This is a genomic window from Bradyrhizobium sp. CCBAU 51765, from assembly GCF_015291725.1.
GTDB lineage: Bacteria > Pseudomonadota > Alphaproteobacteria > Rhizobiales > Xanthobacteraceae > Bradyrhizobium > Bradyrhizobium liaoningense.
Map to the genome: position 1 here is coordinate 6982731 of NZ_CP030038.1, position 21029 is coordinate 7003759.

General features: G+C 58.9%; 9 protein-coding genes and 6 pseudogenes. 10 read left to right on the forward strand and 5 right to left on the reverse strand.

Annotated features, from left to right (window positions below):
- The first annotated feature begins 27 nt into the window (after positions 1-27).
- Positions 28-1594: pseudogene (locus XH96_RS32665) on the forward strand (IS66 family transposase).
- Positions 1591-2253 carry a plasmid pRiA4b ORF-3 family protein gene (locus XH96_RS32670; protein ID WP_194389578.1) on the forward strand — a complete coding sequence of 221 codons (663 nt, stop codon included), beginning with the start codon at positions 1591-1593 and terminating at the stop codon, positions 2251-2253. The pseudogene XH96_RS32665 and the gene XH96_RS32670 overlap by 4 nt, the downstream one beginning before the upstream one ends.
- An 867-nt stretch (positions 2254-3120) precedes the next feature.
- Here the strand turns inward: XH96_RS32670 and XH96_RS32675 are convergent.
- From XH96_RS32675 to XH96_RS32685, 3 genes are all read right to left on the reverse strand, one after another.
- Positions 3121-3462 (reverse strand): hypothetical protein, encoded by a 342-nt coding sequence (locus XH96_RS32675; RefSeq protein ID WP_194389579.1) that lies wholly within the window; start codon positions 3460-3462, stop codon positions 3121-3123.
- 356 nt (positions 3463-3818) lie between these two features.
- Positions 3819-5069, reverse strand: a complete 1251-nt coding sequence (locus XH96_RS32680) for an aminotransferase class III-fold pyridoxal phosphate-dependent enzyme (RefSeq protein WP_246789838.1) — start codon at positions 5067-5069, stop codon at positions 3819-3821.
- Between the two features lie 500 nt (positions 5070-5569).
- Positions 5570-6729, reverse strand: a protein-coding gene (locus XH96_RS32685; protein ID WP_246790213.1) for an IS3 family transposase whose coding sequence is annotated in 2 segments (ribosomal slippage) — positions 5570-6447 and positions 6447-6729 — 1161 coding nt in all. Because the reading frame shifts where the segments join, the coding sequence is not laid out codon by codon here.
- Between the two features lie 468 nt (positions 6730-7197).
- Between XH96_RS32685 and XH96_RS32690 the strand changes: the two genes are divergently transcribed.
- Both XH96_RS32690 and XH96_RS32695 read left to right on the forward strand, forming a co-directional pair.
- Positions 7198-8136 (forward strand): ATP-grasp domain-containing protein, encoded by a 939-nt coding sequence (locus tag XH96_RS32690; RefSeq protein WP_194389580.1) that lies wholly within the window; start codon positions 7198-7200, stop codon positions 8134-8136.
- A 142-nt stretch (positions 8137-8278) separates the two neighbouring features.
- On the forward strand, positions 8279-8971 hold the full coding sequence (locus XH96_RS32695; RefSeq protein ID WP_371740187.1) for a lyase family protein: 693 nt from the start codon (positions 8279-8281) through the stop codon (positions 8969-8971).
- On the opposite strand, the pseudogene XH96_RS32700 reads toward XH96_RS32695, so the two are convergent.
- Positions 8960-9917, reverse strand: a pseudogene (locus XH96_RS32700) (IS481 family transposase). The gene XH96_RS32695 and the pseudogene XH96_RS32700 sit on opposite strands and share 12 nt — an antisense overlap.
- A gap of 279 nt (positions 9918-10196) precedes the next feature.
- Here XH96_RS32700 and XH96_RS32705 point away from each other — a divergent pair.
- Positions 10197-10640: a hypothetical protein gene (locus XH96_RS32705; protein WP_194389582.1), complete on the forward strand. Its 444-nt coding sequence runs from the start codon at positions 10197-10199 to the stop codon at positions 10638-10640.
- Between the two features lie 122 nt (positions 10641-10762).
- On the opposite strand, the pseudogene XH96_RS32710 reads toward XH96_RS32705, so the two are convergent.
- A pseudogene (locus tag XH96_RS32710) lies at positions 10763-11964 on the reverse strand (IS256 family transposase).
- Between the two features lie 1334 nt (positions 11965-13298).
- On the opposite strand from XH96_RS32710, the gene XH96_RS32715 reads away from it, so the two are divergent.
- From XH96_RS32715 to XH96_RS32735, 5 genes and pseudogenes are all read left to right on the forward strand, one after another.
- Entirely contained in the window at positions 13299-14405 is a 1107-nt protein-coding gene (locus XH96_RS32715; protein WP_061882735.1) for an IS110 family transposase, read from the forward strand.
- Between the two features lie 598 nt (positions 14406-15003).
- A pseudogene (locus tag XH96_RS32720) lies at positions 15004-15546 on the forward strand (IS110 family transposase); the annotation flags it as partial.
- 1682 nt (positions 15547-17228) lie between these two features.
- A pseudogene (locus tag XH96_RS32725) lies at positions 17229-18516 on the forward strand (IS256 family transposase); the annotation flags it as partial.
- Between the two features lie 13 nt (positions 18517-18529).
- Positions 18530-18858 (forward strand): annotated as a pseudogene (locus tag XH96_RS32730) (IS3 family transposase); the annotation flags it as partial.
- A 1122-nt stretch (positions 18859-19980) separates the two neighbouring features.
- Positions 19981-21021 (forward strand): ABC transporter ATP-binding protein, encoded by a 1041-nt coding sequence (locus XH96_RS32735; RefSeq protein WP_246790214.1) that lies wholly within the window; start codon positions 19981-19983, stop codon positions 21019-21021.
- Positions 21022-21029: the final 8 nt, after the last annotated feature.

Consider the following 21029-nt stretch of genomic DNA (forward strand, 5'->3'; position numbering starts at 1 on the left):
CGAAGCATGGCAGACTTGGGCCCTCCAATGAGTGATTTGCCTGATGAGCTGCCGAGCGATCCAGCCGAACTGCGTGACTTTGCCGCGGCTCTGCTGGATCGCTGCGCCAGGCTCGAGCGGTTGCTCAAGCTTGCAAAAGATGCGCAGTTCGGTCGGTCCTCGGAAAAGCTGGACGCTGATCAGCTGCAGCTTGTTCTGGAGGATATCGATCAGGCCGTCGCGGCCCTCGAAGCAGCCGAAGATCGTGCCAATCCCAAAACATGCGAGAAGAGAGCTGCCGAGCGCAGAGCCAATCGTGGTCAGTTGCCGGAGCATTTGCCGCGCATCGTCGAAACCCTGATGCCGGCTGCAACCTGCTGTCCGTGCTGCGAAGGCGCCCTTTTTGAGATCGGTCACGATGAGAGCCAGAGGCTGGACGTGGTACCGGCGCAGTATCGCGTCATCGTCACCCGCCGGCCCAAACTGGCGTGCCGCGCCTGTCACGGAGTCGTCCTCCAGCACGCCGCTCCCGAGCGATTGATCAGGGGAGGATTGCCGACCGAGCGACTGGTCGCGCATGTGATCGATGCCAAGTATCATTAGCATTTGCCGCTTTACCGCCAGGCGCAGATGCTGGCGACGCACGGAATAGTGCTGGACCGTTCCACGCTCGCCTTCTGGGTCGGCTATGCCGCCCAGGAATTGAAGCCCCTATGGCATCGTCTGCGCGAGCTTCTGCTCACCTCCTCGAAGCTCTGTGTCGATGAGACCCCCGCACCGGTGTTGGATCCGGGACGCGGCAGGACCAAAACCGGTTACTTCTGGGCTCTCTCGCGCGATGACAGACCGTGGGCCGGACCTGACCCACCTTGCGTGGTCTATGCCTATGCACCGGGCCGTGGGGCCGTTCATGGCTTGCGCTTGCTCGAGGGCTATCGCGGCATCATCCACTGCGACGGCTACCAGGCTTACAAGACCATGACCCGAGAGTCGCGTGCGGACGCCCTGTCCGGGACGCTCGCCTTCTGCTGGTCGCATCTGAGGCGCCAGTTTGTGAAGATCGAGCGCGAGGCTGCTCCGGCGCCAGCTCCGGTTGCCGGCGAGGCTCTTGAGCGCATCGCCCGGCTTTACGCGGTCGAGAAAGTGCTCCGCGGCCGATCGGATACCGAGCGCCGTGCTGGCAGGCAGGCGCATGCCCGACCCTCTGGCTACAGCCTTGAAGCAGTGGTTTGAGGCCAAGCTTGATCACCTTGCGCAGAAGAGCGACACGGCGAAGGCTTTGCGCTATGCGCTGCGGCATTGGGAGGGCCTGACGCTCTACCTTGATGATGGGCGCATCGAGATGGACACCAATGCTGTCGAGCGTGCGATGCGCCCGATCAAGCTCAACGCCAAGAACTCTCTTTTTGCAGGTTGCGACGAAGGCGCCGAGAATTGCGCATTACTGGCTTCGCTCATTGAGACCTGTAAGCTCAATGGCGTCAGTGCCGAGTACTGGCTCGCTGACTTTCTCGCCAAGCTCGTCAATGGTTGGCCTGCGGCGCGACTGGACGAACTGCTCCCTTGGGCGTCGATCTACACGATGCATGCACACGATCCGAGGCTGGCGGCATGAGCCTGAACACGACCGCGGTCCGGATCAAGGTGACCCTCAAGGACGTGAAACCGGAGGTGATGCGGTGCCTTGTCGTGCCGCTCACGCTGCACCTTGATCGGCTGCATCTGACGCTTCAGGCGGCGTTTGGTTGGACGAATAGCCATCTCTTCGAGTTCCTGGCTGGCGACGGCCGTTGGGGTATCCCTGATCCGGATGGAGATTTTGGCCCTCAGCCCATCGATGCTCGCAAGACGCGGCTAACCAATATCGTTCAAGAGACCGGCGCGAAGACGATCCATTATCTCAACAACTTCGGCGACAGCCGGGATCAGGTGATCAAGCTCGAAAAGTGGTTCGACAACACGAAGACAACGGAGAGACTTCCCCTCTTGCTCGAGGCCACCGGCCGTTATCCTGCGGAAGATGTCGGCGGTGCGTCAGGCTATGCCGAATACCTCGACGCCATCAGCGACCCCACCCATCCGGAGCAAGAACAAAGGCGTCTCTGGGGCCCCGAGCAGTTCGATCCCAGCGTCGTCGACCGGAAGGCGCTCGAGGCCGCCGTCAACGCATTGTCGGAAATATGGAAGCCGCCTCGGCGCACCATACGTACGTCGAGCGCCAATCAAATGGGCCTCAGAGCTACGCTTACTCATGAGCCTTACCATCGCCGATAATATCGAGCTCATGCAAGCAGCTACCATCGCGCCTCCAAAACGACCAAATTGATGACGTCTAGGATAGAACCAACGTACCAGCCCGTCCTAACCCTGCATCTCTGGTAGGACCACGCTCTCGCTCCCAAGACAGTGACGGAACCAGTCGACGGGGCCGGTGAATCAGCGCAACAAAGGTTGTTCAGGTCGCTCTGCGAGGAGCCGCTCAATTTTCTTCAAACCGAACGCCCCACTAGGTCCTACAATAGCTTCGCAGGGCAACAGCGCTGTTGAGATCGGAGAGCGCGGCGAACTCGCGCTCCGGCGCTGCTATTCGCCACAGCGGCGAGTACGCTGTGACCCGACCTCCAAGTCAATGCATCGGTACTGCTCGGCCCGCTCAATTGTCCCGGCCGCGCACGCACCATCTGCGAGCCCCGACGTAGCTAGAGCTTGTGGCCGGTATGGATTCAACGACGGGCTGGATCAAACCACGCATCGAACGATGGCGCCGCCCCGAAAAGATGCTCACAGGGAGGGCTCGCTTCACTTTTTAGCTCTCGACCTGTTATCCACACGAGCCAATTATCCTCAGCAACATTCTCTTTCACCAGCCGCAAGATCGATCCCTCGGGTTCATGATGAGGGTAGTGCGGGAGTCCTTTATCCACTCGCCAGCGAGCCACAAGCGCGCATAAGAAATCGGGAGCCCACATAACATACGACAGGCGGTGTGTAACTCGGGCTATCATCCTCGGGACATCCTGTCCTCTGAGATCTCTGCGCACCCAGAGATCCCCATTGTAGGCTATTTTGCCGGTCATTTCCTCTGCCGTAGTGGCCATGCAAATGCAACGATCATCAACATGTGCGTGCGCGATCGGGTCACTATAGAAGGCCCTCAGCGACCGAAAGATGTTCTGCAAAATTCCCGCTGGAAAGACCATACAGCCGAGTAGCGTTTGTAAGCACAACGCCGTTGTTCCTGTCGAGACCAACCACCCAGTATCCCTCGCCTGAGCGAATAGTTGATCGGTCAGGCCGAAAATTTGGAAATGTTCGCCCTTTTGTCGGAGTTGTCTGGGTGATCGAGACATATTCATGAAAATCGAACCCCATTAACAGGTTGATATCTTTCTGAGCTGCCATGGCGTCGTATACTCGAATCGACCGTGAGACATGCAGAGGGATGCGTGCGCCCGTTACTGCCGCACTCTCGTCTACCATCATGAGAACCTCGCAGACTACAACCGATGAAGCATAATACGCTCTGGATAATGAATGGCAACCACCTCTTGTGGCGCTGGCGCTGTGCAGCCGGAGGTGGCATGCCACTCGTACGCGATACGCACCAGAACAACGAGGCTGGCGGCGTTCACATTGACATTCCACCATGAGCGCAACCCTCGCTTGCTTAGGCCCTTTCCAGTACGGCCTCTCCACTACCGCCGTGCAGCCCATCTCACCGCAAAAGACGACCGGCTGCGCAATCCGGACGTCCGTTGCTCTGGCCATACTTTGCTGGTGAGGATGGAGAGCTAAAGTTCAGTGCAGTTATATCACCATGTCTCTGTTCCCGCGGGGTTTTACGCCGAAGTCCCTCTTTGATTGCTCTGCCAAGGGCTTCCTCGAATATATATCAAGCCCCTGATTGAGAGTCTCGCTGTCGATCGTGAGTGCCGGCAAGAATTGTATGACCTTATCAACCGACGCGCATCGCTCAATAAACAGCCCCCCGCGAAGGCGTTACGTGTGGTCGCTTCTGCAATTTCCGACGTCTGGCAATCAAACCCGACCGCCAGCCCTCTTCCTCGAACAGAGGAGCTATTTCCCGAGTACGATGCAATGGCGTTAAGCCGGCGCCGCACAAGCTCTCCCATGCCCTGCACCTCCTCCGATAGGATGTAGTCACGCCAATAGATATTTATAGCAGCGCTTGCAGCTGCAAATGCAATGTCGTTATTTTCCGCACCCTCGTGCTGCACAGACGAAGTGTGGTCGATATCATCCTTAATTAAGAGCATTGAGAACGGCAGACCACAGCCGGTCAGAGAATTGGACAGCAGAACGAGGTCTGGCGACAAGCCAGCGAACTCGAAACTAAAAAATTCGCCTGTACGGCCACAGCTCATTTCTCTATCGTCTAGTATCAGAACGGCGCCAGTCTCTTTCGCAATTGCCTGGATCGACCGCAGCCACTCTTTCCGAGCTACGTTCATCCCATTTTTCCGCTGCACAGTTTCGACTAGAATGGCAGCAGGACGAGCAACGCCGCTGTACTGATCAAGCAACAGCTTTCGCAAATAGTCCGTTGTGCTAACGCCGGGCCCAAGACAGCCGTCGTAGGGAACGAGAGTTAGTCCGCGTTGGGACACGTCAGCGGCAGGACGGCGCAGCCCGTCAGCGCCTAGCGCAATGGATCCCGGACGCACACGGGTGAATAAAACGACATTTTGACGTCCCGTGACTTTGCGCGACAACTCTAGAGCGGCGTCAATGGCATTAGCATCACTTGGTCCGGGGAATTCGAAATGATATTGCTGCAAGCATCGGTCCCGAAGCACGACGGATCTGAAAGTATCCAGAAACTTAAGCTTCGCCGAGGTAGCCATCTTAAAGCCGTTCACCACTGCATCCGACGCTAGATACTCGAGAATAACCTCCCTGATCTGATGATTGTTGTGGCCACTGCTTAGCGACCCAGCTCCTGAGTAAAAGTTGATAATTCTCCTTCCATCGACCATCAAAGCAATGGAGCCGCGCGCTAGACTCACAATAGCGGGAGAAGTCTTCGCATCAAAGCGGTCGTCCAATTCTAGCGATTTCAAATCGTGCATTTTACCCGGCTCGCTACCGACCTTTCATGGCACGGCGATCCCCCCCATGACGATTAGCTCAGTGCGGGGCTCTGCAGGACAGCATGTACTCCCGAAATAGTTTACCGGAAACTGGGCCGGAACAAACCTATCTATCCTGGCAGTAAAAATTAGGACCTATACAGAAGTTGATTGAGCTATCTTGACTTGTTATGCCGTTCCTGGACGATTGTTGGTGCACCGGAACAGATGGTCCGCAGCCCCCTGGCAAGCTCCTCCTCTGCACTTTTCGACGCGATATGGAGGTACTTCACGTACTCCGGATCGACCTCTAGTTCGTCAATCGATCACGAGTTCGGCAGATCATCTAGACAGCAAGCGGTCTCGAAAGATCTCTCCATTTTAACTGGGGTGATGATATTCCATGTTAATTCGCCCATCACCACGCAGATCAGTGGATTGAGCTGGCCCCGGTTGTCTGAACAGCAATTCCGCGTCGATAAGTGGAGCTTCTGCCAGAGTTAGGCTGCCGCGCGGAACGGCAGCGGGCTGAAGTAAGCTTGATCCGGGGTGCCGCCGTCAAGGCTCGAGTGGGGACGCCGGCCATTGTAAAAGGCGAGGTATCGGCCGATCGAGGCGCGGGCGTCGGACACGGTGTCGTAGGCGCGCAGATAGACCTCTTCGTATTTGACGCTGCGCCACAGCCGCTCGACGAACACGTTGTCGCGCCAGGCGCCCCGGCCGTCCATGCTGATGGCGATGCCATGACTGGCGAGCACGCCGGTGAACGCGGCGCCCGTGAACTGCGAACCTTGGTCGGTGTTGAAGATGTCCGGCTTGCCGTGGCGAGCGAGAGCGTCCTCCAGCGTCTCGACGCAGAATGCGGCTTCCATCGTGATCGAGACGCGCCACGACAGCACCCGGCGGCTGAACCAGTCGAGCACCACCGCGAGATAGATGAAGCCGCGCGCCATCGGGATGTAGGTGATGTCCATCGCCCAGACCTGGTTCGGGCGTGTGATCTCCATCCCGCGCAGCAGATAGGGATAGATCTTGTGCCCGGGTTCGGGCTTGGTGGTACGCGGCCGGCGGTAGAGCGCCTCTATCCCCACCCGCCGCATCAGCGTTCTGACATGCCGGCGGCCGATCTTGCACCCCTCGGCAGCCAGCAGGTCTCGCAACATTCGCGAACCGGCGAAAGGAAACTCCAAATGCAGCCGGTCAAGCCGTTGCATGATCGCGAGGTCGGCGGGCGACACTGGACGTGGTAGATAATAGACACTGCCACGGCTGATCTTCAAAACTTCCGCCTGTTTCGTGATCGGCAGGTCGTGCTCACGGTCAATCATCGCTTTGCGCTCAGCAGGCCGGCTTTGCTGAGCGCGCCTTCTAAAAAATCGTTCTCAAGCGTCAGCTCCCCGATCTTGGCGTGCAGCGTTTTCACGTCGACCGCGGGCTCGCTCGTTCTGTTGCCACCGCCAGGACCAAATACCTCGGCCGCCGCTTCCTGAAGCTGGGACTTCCACTGCGTGATCTGGTTCGGGTGCACGTCGAAATGCTCAGCCAGCTGGGCCAGCGTCATCTCGCCCTTGATCGCCGCTAACGCCACCTTGGCCTTGAATGCCGGTGGGAGCGCTTCACCAAAAGCAAGGTGCTCACCGTCTTCCCCGACGACAGCAATCGCTACGAGCATAACGTTTACGATCCCAAGTGGATGTACGCCAACGGCTATCGGGCCGCACTCGCCGCGATCGAGCCTATGCTTGTCCATCACCCGCTTCATGCCGATAGAGGGTGGTGCCGTTTCAATTGGGATCGTCGCTCGCTAACCGAGGTATTGGGTAATCAACCTCTCCCCAACTGAAGTATACACAAAGTGACGAACTCAGCAGCGATCTTCATCGAATCCAACACCACAGGCTCGGGCGCGGACTTCATTCTGCGCGCGCAAGCACTTGGGCTCGTTCCAATCTTTGTTACAGCCTCACCCGAACGTTATGCCTTTCTGAGTCGCATTTCGAACCTTGAGCTACGCACATGCGACACGTCTTCAGAAACCGATGTTAGAGCTGTAATCGATAGCGTCGCAGGAGACATGCGGATAGTGCTGCTAACGACCTCCAGCGACTTCTAACTTTACACAGCAGCGATGGAGGCTAAGCGGCTAGGACTTCCCGGTCCGAATCCGAATGCAATCGCACTTTGTCGAGACAAGGACCGCCAGTCCGCAGCCCTGCGGGCGGCAGGTATCAGCGTGCCCTCTAGCGCGAAAGTGCGAACGGAATGCGATATTGGCGATGCGATCAAGAAAATCGGGTTACCGGCAGTAACCAAGCCGATCAGCGGGACCGGCAGCATCGGGGTCACCCTCGCGGACACCGAAACCGGCGCAAGTGATGCTTTGCGCAAGCTACTCCGGACCACGAATGACATGCGTGGCCGCCCTATTCAGCCTAGTGCCCTTCTTATGTCGTATGTCGCCGGCAAGGAGTATTCAGTCGAGATTCTCGATAGCAAGATCATCGGCGTAACGCGGAAACACCTTGGGCCTTTGCCGCATTTCGTTGAAATCGGACATGATATACCAGCGCCAATCTCGTCCAGGTTGCGCGTGAAGATCGAAAATGAGGCACTTCGTGCCATCCAAGTTCTCGGGCACTTGAAAGGACCAGCTCATGTCGAACTCCGGGTCTGCGACGATTGTGTCACGATAATCGAGGTCAATCCACGTCTTGCTGGCGGTTCGATCCCCACGCTTTTTCGTTACACAACGGGTTTTGACCCGGTCCTAGCGGTCCTCCGTAGCCTGCTCGGAATGTCCTTGGCCGCTTTGACCGAAGGCGCACACGGCTCGATACGATTCATTGTTCCGGAACGTGACGGCTCTTTCGCCCTTCCTCCGGATTGCGAGCAGCTCGTCGAGCGCGTCGGACTGACGGAGTTCGTACTGTACCAAACTCCCCCATTACAGTTCAGGCGCTGCAACGATTTTCGCGACCGGATCGGTCACGTAATTGCAGTTGGTGACGACCCTGCTACTGTTGCGCAGCGTGCCGAAGCTGCCATCGCTTTCATCCTTGGCCAATGAGGAGATACCCTTGCAAAGCACGGGTCGCATTAAATCGACTCTTCATCCTGAAGCCAGCGCCATCGTTTTCGACAGTGATCTACAGCGTGCAACGAAGGACGAGCTACCCTTCTACGCCGATATCGATCGAGCCCAGGCCGTCATGCTCGAGCGAGTCGGACTGATCAACCGCGCCCTCGCCCGTAAAATTCTGACCGAGCTCGATAAATTGCAAGCCGAGATCTTTCAGAGCATTGCGTGCCGTCCTGCGCCTCGGGGTTCCTGTCTCGCGTATGAGGATTATCTCCGCTCCAGAATCGGAAACGAAACTAGCAATCTCCATCTAGGCCGGAGCCGCAACGATATCAACGCGACCCTCGTAAAGCTCAAGTTGAGAGCGCCTTATCAGGAATTAGCAGCCGAGCTCCTAAAGCTTTTGCAAGTGTTGTGCGGTCTAGCTCGCGGTCATCTTGAGACCGTCTTCCCACTGCACACCCACCGCCAACCAGCATTGCCATCCACGTTTGCGCACCATCTGGCGGCCTTCGCCAGCGCGCTCGCGCGCGATCTAGATGCGCTTCTGGCCGTGCATCCAATTCTCAACCTTTCCTACCTCGGTGCTGGGGCCGGCGGCGGCACGACCTTGCCCATCCGTCCGGAGTTGACGGCCAGGCTGCTGGGCTTCTCGAGCCCGCCACTTAACTCGATTGACGGCGTTGCCTCTAGGGATCTGGTTCTTCGCCTACTGGCAGCTTGCGCGATCCTAGGATCATCTCTAAGCCGAATCGCTGAGACGCTGCTACTCTGGGTTGGCGATGATGGATTAGCCACTCTACCGGACGAACTAGGTGTTTAGTCCCGGCATTTGCTGGAGCGGGTTGAGTTTGAATCGTTCTGGCTGGGAAGTCCAGCATTTGCAAATGTATTCGTAGGGTGTGAGGCCATTCAGGGTCTTCAGCCGCCGAGCATAGTTGTAGGCGTTGATGAAGTCGACAAGGTGAGCTTCGAGCTGATCGTGTCGATCGTAGTAATAGCGTTGGACGGTCGCTTCCTTGATCGTGCGGTTCATGCGTTCGACCTGGCCATTGGTCCTTGATCTTAGTCAGCCGATGTTCGATCCCGTTCTCCCGGCAGCGCATGTCGAACATATGCGTCGCGTATCTTGCTGTCGGGCCGTCCGCATAGCGCGGTGGGAAGGTGAACTGGATCCCATTGTCGGTGAGAACCGTGTGGATCTTGTAGGGGACGGCCGCAATAAGAGCTTCGAGGAAGGCCGCGGCCGAGGTCCTTCCCGTCTTCCTGGCCAGTTGCACGAACGCGAACTTACTGGTGCGATCGATTGCGACGTAGAGGTAGAGCTTGCCTTCGGCGGTCTGGAGCTCGGCGATGTCGATGTGGAAGTAGCCGATCGGATAAGCCTTGAACTTCTTCTTCGAGGGCTTGCCACCGCCCACTTCCGGCAATCGGCTGATGCCGTGACGCTGGAGGCAGCGATGCAGGGATGACCGCGTCAGATGCGGGATGGTCGGCTGCAGCGCATAGAGGCAATCGTCGAGTGGCAGCAGCGTATGCTGCCGGAAAGCAACGATGATCGCCTCCTCCTCGATGGAAAGGACAGTCGACTTGGCTTCCTTGGGGCCAGTCGAACGATCGGTGACAGTCTCGCGCTGCTTCCACTTCGCGACAGTCTTCTGGTTGATCCCGTAGCGCTTGGCGAGACCTCTCAGGCTCTCTTGACTATTTTGTATTGCTCGACGGACTGCCTCCGTCGTGGTGGCGCAGCCGTGTAAAATCTGTCCCATAGCGCTTCCTTCGAATCGTGCGACAAGGATGCACCATCAAAGTCTGGGACTAAACACCTAGTTGGATCGAGCTCCGCGATGCCTCACAAGCGCAACCCTTCCTTCTCGAGCAGGTCCAAGGAAAAGCAGGCGCGATCGTTGGCTGTTTCGTGGCTGCAGTGACTGCCATGCATAGCACCCCCTTCACGAACTGCGTCGCGGTCGGAACAGAGGCCACGCGCAATGTCTGGCCCAGGATAGACCATTCCATTGGGTCTCATCCGGTTGTGTTTGTCAGGCTTGACCATCGCCAAAGACAAAGCATCGGCAATGCTCGACAGGTCCTTCGTGAATGCCATGGAAACGGCGACACGCCTCGCGCTCGGCAGCGATCTGGATTTTCGTTCCGCCCATAATGAAGTCGGGCAGTTGGTGACGACAGCGATCGAGATTGGTGTGGCGAGCCTCTTAAAGATCGGCCAACATGACCGAGTGCTCACCTCAGAGACGTCGCCAACTCCAGGGGTGATCGCGCGAGCGGCACGGGCAGGGGGAGGACCTGCTCCGGGTGCCGTTGCGACATCGCTGAAGGAACTGGAAAGCGGTATCGAACGAGTGGACACCTTTTTGCGTGATCTCGACGCAGGCTGGAACCGTGCACGAGAAGAACTTCGATCGGCAATCGCGAGCTTTGACGAATCGACGCCTCAACGAACAGGTAGGGGAGAAGGAGCGCAGCGATGAAACCACGCTCCGGATTTCACAAAGACTTCTAACTCGCGAGCTGAGCAATCGGGGCGATCGTGTCCCCGGGCGTGGTGTAGCTGGCGGTGGTTCACCGCGTTCGCCGGCCTGGGCCGGATCGGTCAGGTGGCGATTGCCGGGAAGCTGACGGTGGGATCATCGCCCAACTGGGCGATCGTTTCCAGTGTCATGTAGCGACCGCGCTGGACCGCCCACTCATCGTTCTGTTCGAGCAGGATGGCGCCAATCAGGCGGGTGATGGCGTCCTCATTGGGAAAGATGCCGACCACTTCGGTTCGGCGCTTGATCTCGCCGTTGAGGCGTTCGAGCGGATTGGTCGAGTGCAGCTTGGCGCGGTGCGCGGCCGGAAAGCTCATATAGGCGAGCACGTCTGTCTCGGCCTCATCGAGGAACGCGGCGAGCTTGGGCAGCTTGGGGCGGAGCTGGTCGGCGATGCGTCGCCATTGCGCCCGCGCCGCTTCCGCATCGTCCTGTGCGAAGGCGGTGGCAATGAAAGCGGAGACGACGCGCCGTCCGCTCTTGCCGGCATGCGCCAGCGCGTTGCGCATGAAGTGGGCACGCGGCAGCGTTGCCAGCTGGCGTTGAGAACCTTGCCGAAAGTGGCCTTGATCCCCTCATGGGCGTCGGAGACGACGAGCTTGACGCCGCGCAGGCCCCGCCGCGCCAGCTTGCGCAGGAACGCGGTCCAGAACGTCTCAGCCTCGGAGGGGCCGATGTCCATACCGAGCACCTCGCGCCGGCCATCGCTGTTGACGCCGACCGCGATGATCACCGCGACCGAGACGATGCGCCCGTTCTGGCGCACCTTCACGTAGGTGGCGTCGATCCACAGATAGGGCCAGTCGCCCTCGATCGGGCGATTGAGGAAGGCCTTCACCTTGTCGTCGATCTCGCCGCACAGCCGCGACACCTGGCTCTTGGATATCCCGCTCATGCCCATCGCCTGCACCAGATCGTCGACCGAGCGGGTGGAGACGCCCTGCACGTAGGCCTCCTGCACCACGGCGGTGAGCGCCTTCTCGGCCATCCGCCGCGGCTCGAGGAAGCCCGGGAAGTAGGAGCCCTTGCGCAGCTTGCGGATACGCAGCTCGACCGTGCCGGCGCGGGTCTCCCAGCTCCGATCGCGATAGCCATTGCGCTGGGCCTGGCGCTCCTGGCTCTTCTCGCCGTAAGCGGCCCCGGTCAGGCCCTCGACCTCCAGCTCCATCAGCCGGTGGGCGGCAAAGCCGATCATCTCGCGCAACAGATCGGCATCGGGGGTCTTCTCTACGAGCGCGCGCAGGTTCATCATGTCTTCGGTCATCGGTGGTTCCTCGAATCAGGTTGGTTGTCGCAATCCAAACCTTACCGACGAATCATCGGTGACCACCCGCAAAGCCGCTCGCTCGCTACGGCGCTATGTGGGGCGCGCGTCGCGAGCGGCTTCGCTACCAGCTACACCACTCCTTGGGACACGACCATCGGGGCGCGCAAACAGAACCGAATTAACAGCATCGCGGCTCGACGTGAAGTGTGGACAGCACACTTGTAAAAGGATCGGGTTCGTAAAACCAACGCCTCATGGCGAAGGACCCGTTATGAGGCCACGACGCTTGCTTCCGAGACGGGAACGCAGCGGAGGCGACCAGATAAGGCGCCACTTGCATCTGCGGTCATGGAGAGGGTTGCATATAACTCAATTTGCATGGACCGGCTTTTCCCTTCGCCCCGACACACAACGCGAACGCGAAATCATCCGACCACGCGAGCGAGTTTACTATGAATTCCATGGAGAGGCGGCGCTCCTCGATCTATTTGCCGCAACACAATGCCAAGACGGCACTTGCGCTGTGCTATTGCGTGGTGTGGCACTTCTTCGAGCACGAAAGCATTAGCTTTCAAAAAAGCTTGCACGCAGCGAGCAAGATCGCCCGACGTGGCACAGCGGCGGGCGCAATGAAAAACGTACCAAGGGCGGCTCGATCCCGCTTGGCTGGTCTTCATCGATAGCTTTGCGGATGTTCTCCAGCCCGGTTGCGTAAGTAGTAGAACAGGCCGCCGGCGGATCGGTGCCGCGAAACGGCCGGTCATCGCGAACATAGGTCTAGATCGGGCCGGTGACCGTTTTAAGCTTGGCCGTTACAGGCACCCTCGTATCGGTCGGCGTGGATGCGTTCGGCACTCATGACGTGCGGGTCGACGCGTTCGATCGGTAGATTGTCCGGCAGCAGACGTCGCGTCGGCTCCGGATTTTGCGCGCGCTGCTGTTTCGCAGCTTCCGATACTGCGAACTCGGCCTTGGTTTCCTGCTCCGCCTGGGTCCACCCGGCGCCAACGTCTCCGCCCGCAGCGCCTCAATGTCTTCCGGCGGCTTCTCGGGACAGTGACCCATGCACCGATGGAATCACAAAAGCCGCGATTTGGCGCGCGCTTTTTGCAATCTCACGGGATTATTGCGCAACCTATCCTGCGCTCTGCGGCCGCCAGCTGTGTTGAGGGTTACGCCAGTCGATGCCCTCGAGCATGTAAGCCATTTGAGCCGCCGAGATCGATATCGCGCCGTCCGACGCCGAGGGCCAGATGACATGGCCTTTTCCTGCCCGTGATCGCATCTTGGGCGTCGCCCGGATTGGACCCGGCAAAGAAGGAGAAAATGCGATGCAATCGGTTTGTGCCTTCGTTGGTCTCGACGTACACAAGGAGACAATTTCTGTCGCGGTAGCGGACGTTGGGCGAGCGGGTGAGGTTCGGCATGTCGGCACGATCAAGAACGATCCGACGGCAATCGGCAAACTCGCTCGGAGTCTGGCGCGTCGACATGGTGTCGTCGAGTTCGTCTACGAGGCTGGATCATGCGGCTACAACGTTCAACGTCAACTCTCGACAATGGGGATGATCTGCAGAGTGTGCGCGCCCTCGTTGACGCCACGCAAGCCGGGCGAGCGGATCAAGAATGACCGGCGCGACGCCATCATTTTGGCTCGTCTGCATCGGGCCGGTGAGCTCACCTATGTCTGGGTGCCGGACGCGCTTCATGAGGCACTACGCGACCTGGTACGGGCGCGGCACGCAGCTGGTCAGGATGTCCGCCGAGATCGCATTCGCATTCAGGCGTTCATGCTCCGTTGCGACTTACGCTTCGAGGGTAAGGCTTGGAGTCGCCGACACCGGATGTGGCTCTGCAACAGGACGTTCGCCCATCCGGCGCAACAGATTGCATTCCAGACCTATCTCAACGCACTTGAGCATGACGAGGCTCGCAAGGCTGGAGTAGAGGAGCAAATCCGCGAACTACTCGCGAGCTCCCCGTGGGCCAAACAGATGCAGGCTCTGCAAGCATTGAAGGGCGTCGGTCCGATCGTCGCCGCTACGATACTCGCCGAGGTCGGAGACTTCTCCCGCTTCGCTCATCCGCGGCAGCTCGTTGCCTACTTCGGCCTCGCCCCAGGCGAGCACAGCAGCGGCGGTACGGTAAGGCCGCGCGGCATCACCAAGGCGGGCAGTTCGATCGCGCGGGCCGTGCTGTGTGAAGCTGCCTGGAGCTATCGTACCACGCCGAAGGTCGGGCAATGGATGAAAGAGCGTTGCCCGCCAGTTTCACAAGATATCGCTGCTCTGGCCTGGAAAGCGCAGCTACGTCTGCACAAGACCTATCGGAAGCTTACCGCGCGCGGAAAACGCTCAGTCGTCGCTACCGCTGCAGTTGCGCGGGAACTGCTCGGCTTTATCTGGTCCATCGGCCAGCGCGTCCCGCTAGGCGCGTAATCGAAGACGTATCCTACGATCCGCATCAGCGAGGACGCCGAGCGCGGTAGAGGGAATCCTCGAGTTCATTTTGGACAGCGGAAACGCCGACGTCCGAGGCCAGAGCGAGGCAGCCCTCCGACGCACCGTCATCATGGGGTAGCCAATCCCCGCATAGGAGTCTGAGCGACCGTCGAGAACACTCGGCGTCCTCACCCATGCGGATCGTATGCATCAAATATCCACGTCCCAAAACGGGCGATCGGGAAGCTGTGTTCAAAACAGTTGACAAAGGCCATAGGAGATGAAGCGGCCACGGTCCAGCCGCTTGGCATGAGGTTCACTATGGCTCGTCCGCGTCCCAAACGATCTACGCCACGTCAACAGGAACGAGCACGAGATGCCGTATCGCCGCGCTGTGGATGAGACCGCGCGGGGCCTGCAAACTTTCCAGAGCGATCTTGAGCTTTTCATCAGTCCAGCGACGGCGACTGCCAGTCTCAACAGCCTCGAACCGTTCAATCCGAGCACTGAACTTATTGCTGATGGGGTGGACGCCCCCTCGCACCATCCTTGTGGCAAGGTGGCATCGTTCATCATCATTGAGACGGAGGTTTCTATGTCAGCAGTTAGCACGATTGGGCTGGATCTGGCGAAAAACGTATTTCAAGTCCACTGCTCGGATGTCTCAGGAACTGTGACTCTCCGCAAGAAGCTCCGGCGGGACCAGGTGCTTAAGTTTTTCGCTACGCAGCCGGCCTGCACCGTTGCCATGGAAGCCTGCGCTAGTAGCCATCATTGGGGGCGCGAGATCGCAAAATTTGGACATCGGATTCGCCTCATTGCACCGGCCTACGTCAAGCCGTTTGTTAAACGACAAAAGAACGACATGGCGGACGCCGAAGCCATCTGTGAAGCCGCACAGCGGCCGACCATGCGTTTCGTGGCCATGAAAACAGAAGAGCAACAAGGTGCGGCGATCGTATTTCGTGCTCGCGATCTTCTGGTCCGTCAGCGAACCCAAATTATTAATGCAATGCGAGGCCATTTGGCCGGGTTCGGGAGCATCGTCGCAAAGGGTCCCTGTCACATCGCCAAGCTCCTGGCTAAGATAGCGGACATTCCCGCGATTGCCCAACCGATCCTCCAATTGCTGGCCGATCGATTCGTCAAAGCTCGCGATTGCCGATCGAAGTTCTTCTCGTGCACGGTTCCAGCCTGCGTCGAGATCACGCAAAAAGGTGTCCACTCGTTCGATAGCGCTTTCCAGTTCCTTCAGCGATGTCGCAACGGCACCCGGAGCAGGTCCTCCCCCTGCCCGAGCCGCTCGCGCGATCACCCCTGGAGTTGGCCACGTCTCTGAGGTGAGCACTCGATCATGTTGGCCGATCTTTAAGAGGCTCGCCACACCAATCTCGATCGCTGTCGTCACCAACTGCCCGACTTCATTATGGGCGGAACGAAAATCCAGATCGCTGCCGAGCGCGAGGCGCGTCGCCGTTTCCATGGCATTCACGAATGACGTATCGAGCGTTGCCGACGCTGTGTCTTCGGCAATGACCAACCCTGAGAGACAGAAACGGACGAGGCGCGCCGCACCAATCGAATGATCGATCCCAGGCCAGACATTGCGCGTAGCCTCCGTTCCGGCTCGGTTAGGGAAAGGGTGAGGACGGCTCCAGTTGAAACGGCACCAGTCGCTACCGGCATGAAGCCGGCGTCGGAGTAGAGGGGATTCTGCAGGGCGGTCTCGCTCTGTATCGCGGAGAACGTCGCCACCCGACCGGCAAGTGTGACGCTCTGCTGTACGACCGCTTGCTTCGGAACGGCCAAGGCGCAGCCGAAGGTGGCGATCTGATCACGTGAATAGCCGCTCGCGGCAGGCGGTCGGTTCCAATGCTCCGTTGACCGGTCCGGTGTCAACCCCAAAATGTACATTTGCGGGAGAGGGCCGTTAGACAGTAGGACAACCTCGCCAATTCGTTGGGCGAAAAGAACCGTGCTGCTTGTGCAAACATCAGGGAGTCGCACGCATGCTCAGCGGCATCCGCCTGCGGATGGCGCGCCAGAAGCGCTCGCGATCCCCGATAGCCTGCGACGCAGTTAGTGATCGCAACGGATAGAGGCTCCACGCCGCTCGTCGACGAGCCCATGCCGGCGCCTTCCGGAACAAAAGTCCTGACTTCAATCGTAGCCGCCATATTCTAAAAGCATCGAGGGTAAGTCGAGCGGCGAGCTCACATTTATAGAAATCATTCGGTGTCTCTCGAATGCCGGTGCGGCCGACGTGAGCGCCATGCGGCTCGGCTCCAACGTCGTACGGACTTCCGCTCCATCGGCGTGCGGCATGTGAACTGGAACCAGCGCGCGCACCGTGCGGCGGTCCGCCCCTTTTTCGACGGCTAAAGCTCCCTGGAGCAGTTCGCCGAAGTGAGGGTGGCAGGATACCACGCCGCACGGCTTCGCGAGAGAGTGGGAGCTGGCAATCCTGTCCTCCGCTGCAGATCTCGTGAGCATCTCCATATCGCTGCACTACCGTGGCCGCGCAACCGAGGAGCAAGGGATTTGCCTTGAAGATGGCATAGAATACTATGACCGGTCTCTCATCCTGTGATCTCTGTCTATGAAGAACGCCATTGAAGCCAGTCTATGGCTCTGCAAAATGATGCGTTTGGATTGCCGAGTGTGCTATGAGGTGTCGGGGCCTTGGTGACCTCATACTTTGCGTCGTAGCATGCCGGACTGACTTATGTGGCGCTGTCTTCGAGCGAGCCGCCGAGTCCTGGAGCTATGACGGAAACTGGGTGATGACGACCTGAGAAAGGCGGCGTATCGAGGCGGGTGATGAAGCCTGCCAGCAACCTCCAAAGGAGCGATACGCCGTGAACGAGACTACGAATGTTTTTCCTCTGCGTCAGCCCGATCAGATTGCTGATCCACTGACGAATATTCTGCGTGCCGGAGCTCGCGAACTGATCGCCCGGGCTGTCGAGATTGAGTTCACTACATTCCTGGAAACGACGAAACATCTGATGCTGCCGGATGGTCGGGCGCGCGTGGTGCGGCATGGATATGGACCGACGCGCGAAATTGCCACCGGTATCGGCCCTGTTGTGATCGCCCGTCCGAAGGCCCGCGACCGTGGAGCAAGCGGGCCAGGCGACACGATCCGGTTTCATTCGACGATCCTGCCCGCTCTGGGCCCGCCGGGCGAAGAGCTTGGACGCGTTGATCCCCGTGCTCTATTTGCGGGGAATCTCGACCAGCGACTTTCAGGAGGCACTTTCGGCCTTGCTCGGCAAGGACGCGCCGAACTTGTCGCCCCCGCTCATCGCTGGCCTGAAGAAGGACTGGCAGGCTGAATACGAACGTTGGCAAAAGCGCGACCTGTCGGCGCGGCGGTACGTTTATATCTGGGCGGATGGCGTTTATCTGCAGGCTCGCATGGAGGACCATGCCGAATGCATCCTGATGTTGATAGGCGCCACGCCCGAGAAAGAAGGAATTGATCGGCTTCCAGGTCGGGGTACGCGAGAGCGCACAAAGTTGGCGAGAATTGCTGATCTATCTGCGCAAGCGCGGCTTGCAGATCGGGCCTCAGCATGCTGTCGGCGACGGCGCTCTCGGCTTCTGGCGGACGCTCGATGAAATCTTCCCCGGCACGCAACATCAGCGATGTTGGCTGCACAAGGTGAACAACGTGCTCGACAAGGTCGCCAAGTCCGTGCAGCCGGCAATAAAGAGTGATCTGCGTGACATCTACCTAGCGCCGAACCGGGCGGCCGCTGAAACAGCGATCGATATCTTCGTCGAGAAGTACGGCTTCAAATACAAGGCGGCCGTTGAATGCCTGATCAAGGATCGCTCGGCTATGTTGGCGTTTTATGACTTCCCTGCCGAGGCACTGGTAGCATCTGCGCACGTCGAATCCAATCGAGAGCGTCTTTGCCACGGTTAGGCACCGGACTGTGCGAACGAAGGGAGCCTTATCGCACACACAGCAAAGTTGATGGTCTTCAAGCTCGTCGGCGCCGCATCTAAAACCTGGCGACGGTTGAAGGGCACAAATCAGTTGCTGAAGGTGATATCCGGGGTAAAGTTTGCGGACGGAATCGAAGTCATTCCGACCGCTGAAGTCATAGCTCCGAGTCCTGTCGTGGCGATCTCAATCGGGATGGAAGCCGCATTCTGCGTCGAGACGCTGGAGGATGCTCTGGCTAGCCACGGCAAGCCGGACATTTTCAACACCGACCAGGGCTCGGAGTTCATGGGTGCCGCGTTCACCGGCGTGCTCGCCCGTCACGGGACCTCTATCAGCATGGATGGCTGAGACGCCTGGCGCGACTACGTGTTGGTCAAGCGGCTGTGGCGCAGCGTGAAAATATGAAGAGGTCTATCTGCGCGCTACCACGCGCGTCTCCGACGTCCCCCTCGATCGGCTGATAGTTCGACCCTTTACAATGGCCGGCGTCCCTAGTCGAGCCTTGACTGCGTCACGCCCGATCAAGTGAGTGGGGCAGCCGCGTTCGCAGACCGCAATTAAAGAACTCAACGGCATGTGAGAGGACGATACGCTGGCGCCCTGCAGTAACAGGCGTTCGCCATATCGGCTGTATGCCACAACAAACGAGCGAATTCTTATCCCAGTTTTGTGAGGGCGTGACTGTCCGCACTTATTAAGATGCCGGCGGAACGAACCACCAAAATTCACGTTCGCTTCAAGTGTGGCGACCAGCCCACCAACCGACGTGAGATCGGTGGTATGCAGCATCGCCGCAGTAGATAGACCCCTCGCGAAGTTCTCCTTCGCCGCTGGAGCTTCCGGATGGGGCAAAGCGTCGCGACCATGATGGTAACGGTTCTTCCGGCGTTCCAGGCAAACATCAAGCTTTCCCGCACAAGGCGATCGGCAGCTTCATGCGAACAACCCGCACGGCAGGAATTGCAAGAGCGGCCTAGTGTTTCGCCAGTTCGGCTTCACGCATCTTGTGATCGCTATCGTCGCCTGAATTCGGGAGCTCCTCCAGGCGAAGTCCGCACAAGTTGCGCTTCAAAACTGCGTTGCTAGGCTGAATTCGACGGATTTCCTCCTCGGGTCGCGGCTACGATTGAAATATAACATCGCCGTCCGGCGAACTGATTGAGCGCAAATTGGAGGGCCCGGCGGGTTCTTAGTTGACGGCGTGCGGTATCACCTAGTCGCGACCGCTGGTCTGCGGCAAACCGCACGAGACGGACCTTGAAATGATCAGGGTGCCAAGCACCGCTTCACCGCAATGAGCCCAATTGGTGAATCACTGCGGGATGCTGCGGAGGGCGCCTGCGTGTTGCTGCTCGTAGGCGAGTCAGGTGGTGTGGGAGTCGCGGCTGGCGAGGTTCGCTGTCGAGTGTGGCGGCCTCGCAGCCGCAGAGCGAAGCTATACCGGCCCTGGGGCAGGATGTCCTGGCGGCTTCTGATTGGTAGGAAGGGTAGCTGTCGATTGAACCTGCGAACTTCGTGGAACTCGCGATTGCTGCCGCTTAACGTTTTGGAGAGTCGATAATGAATGAACACGTCAAATCGGCGGCGCTTGCAGAGAGGAAGGTTTCGGCCAAGATGTCGGATTGTGTGGAAATTGAATTTCGAGCTGTCACGAAGCTCTATGGGGCGTTGGCTGCTGTCAAGGACCTCTCCCTGTCGGTACGTCGCGGTGAGTTTCTGACCATCCTTGGCCCAAGCGGGTCCGGCAAGACGACCGCCTTGATGCTGCTTGCCGGCTTCGTGGCTCCGACGAGCGGGGACATCGTGATTTCGGGACGTTCCGTCGCGTCCGTTCCGTCTTACCGGCGCGACCAAGGAATTGTGTTTCAGAGCTACGCGCTCTTCCCGCACCTTTCGGTTCGGCGTAATCTGGAATTCCCCCTCGAAATGCGCGGCGTGAAGGCGGCGAACAGGGCAAATCAGGTCGGCCGCATGCTCGATCGCGTGCATCTTGCCGATTATGCGGACCGGATGCCATCACAGCTGAGTGGAGGGCAGCAGCAGCGAGTGGCCTTGGCCCGCGCCCTTATCGCGGACCCGCCGTTCCTCCTTCTCGACGAGCCACTTGGAGCGCTGGATCGCAAGTTGCGCGAACAGATGCAGATCGAGATCAAGAGCATGCACAGGGAGTTCGGAAAGACGACGATCTGCGTGACGCATGATCAGGAAGAGGCGCTGTCTCTCTCTGACCGCATCGTAGTAATGCGCGCTGGCAGGATTGAACAGACAGATACTCCGGAGGCGCTCTATGATCGTCCCGCGACTCGCTTTGTCGCGACTTTTCTCGGAGAGGCAAACCTGTTCGAGCACTCCGAATTTGAGCTGCGGACCGATTTGGATCAACCGCCGAACACCGTCGCAATTATCCGTCCAGAGCGCGTGCGCATCGCGGCCCCCACAGCCCCGACCTGCCCAGACCAGCATCTGCGTCAGGCCGTTTCGGGCACCGTCGAAGATATGATCTATGCGGGTCCCCTGCGGCGATATCAGGTGCGGGTTGGGAGAAGCACAGTCGTGGTACGCGAACATGTCGCCTCCGGTCAAAAGATCTTCTATCCCGGTGAGGCGGTTCGTCTCGACTGGCTGAGATCTGACCTCCGTATCGTCGCGGAATGAGAGCTCGC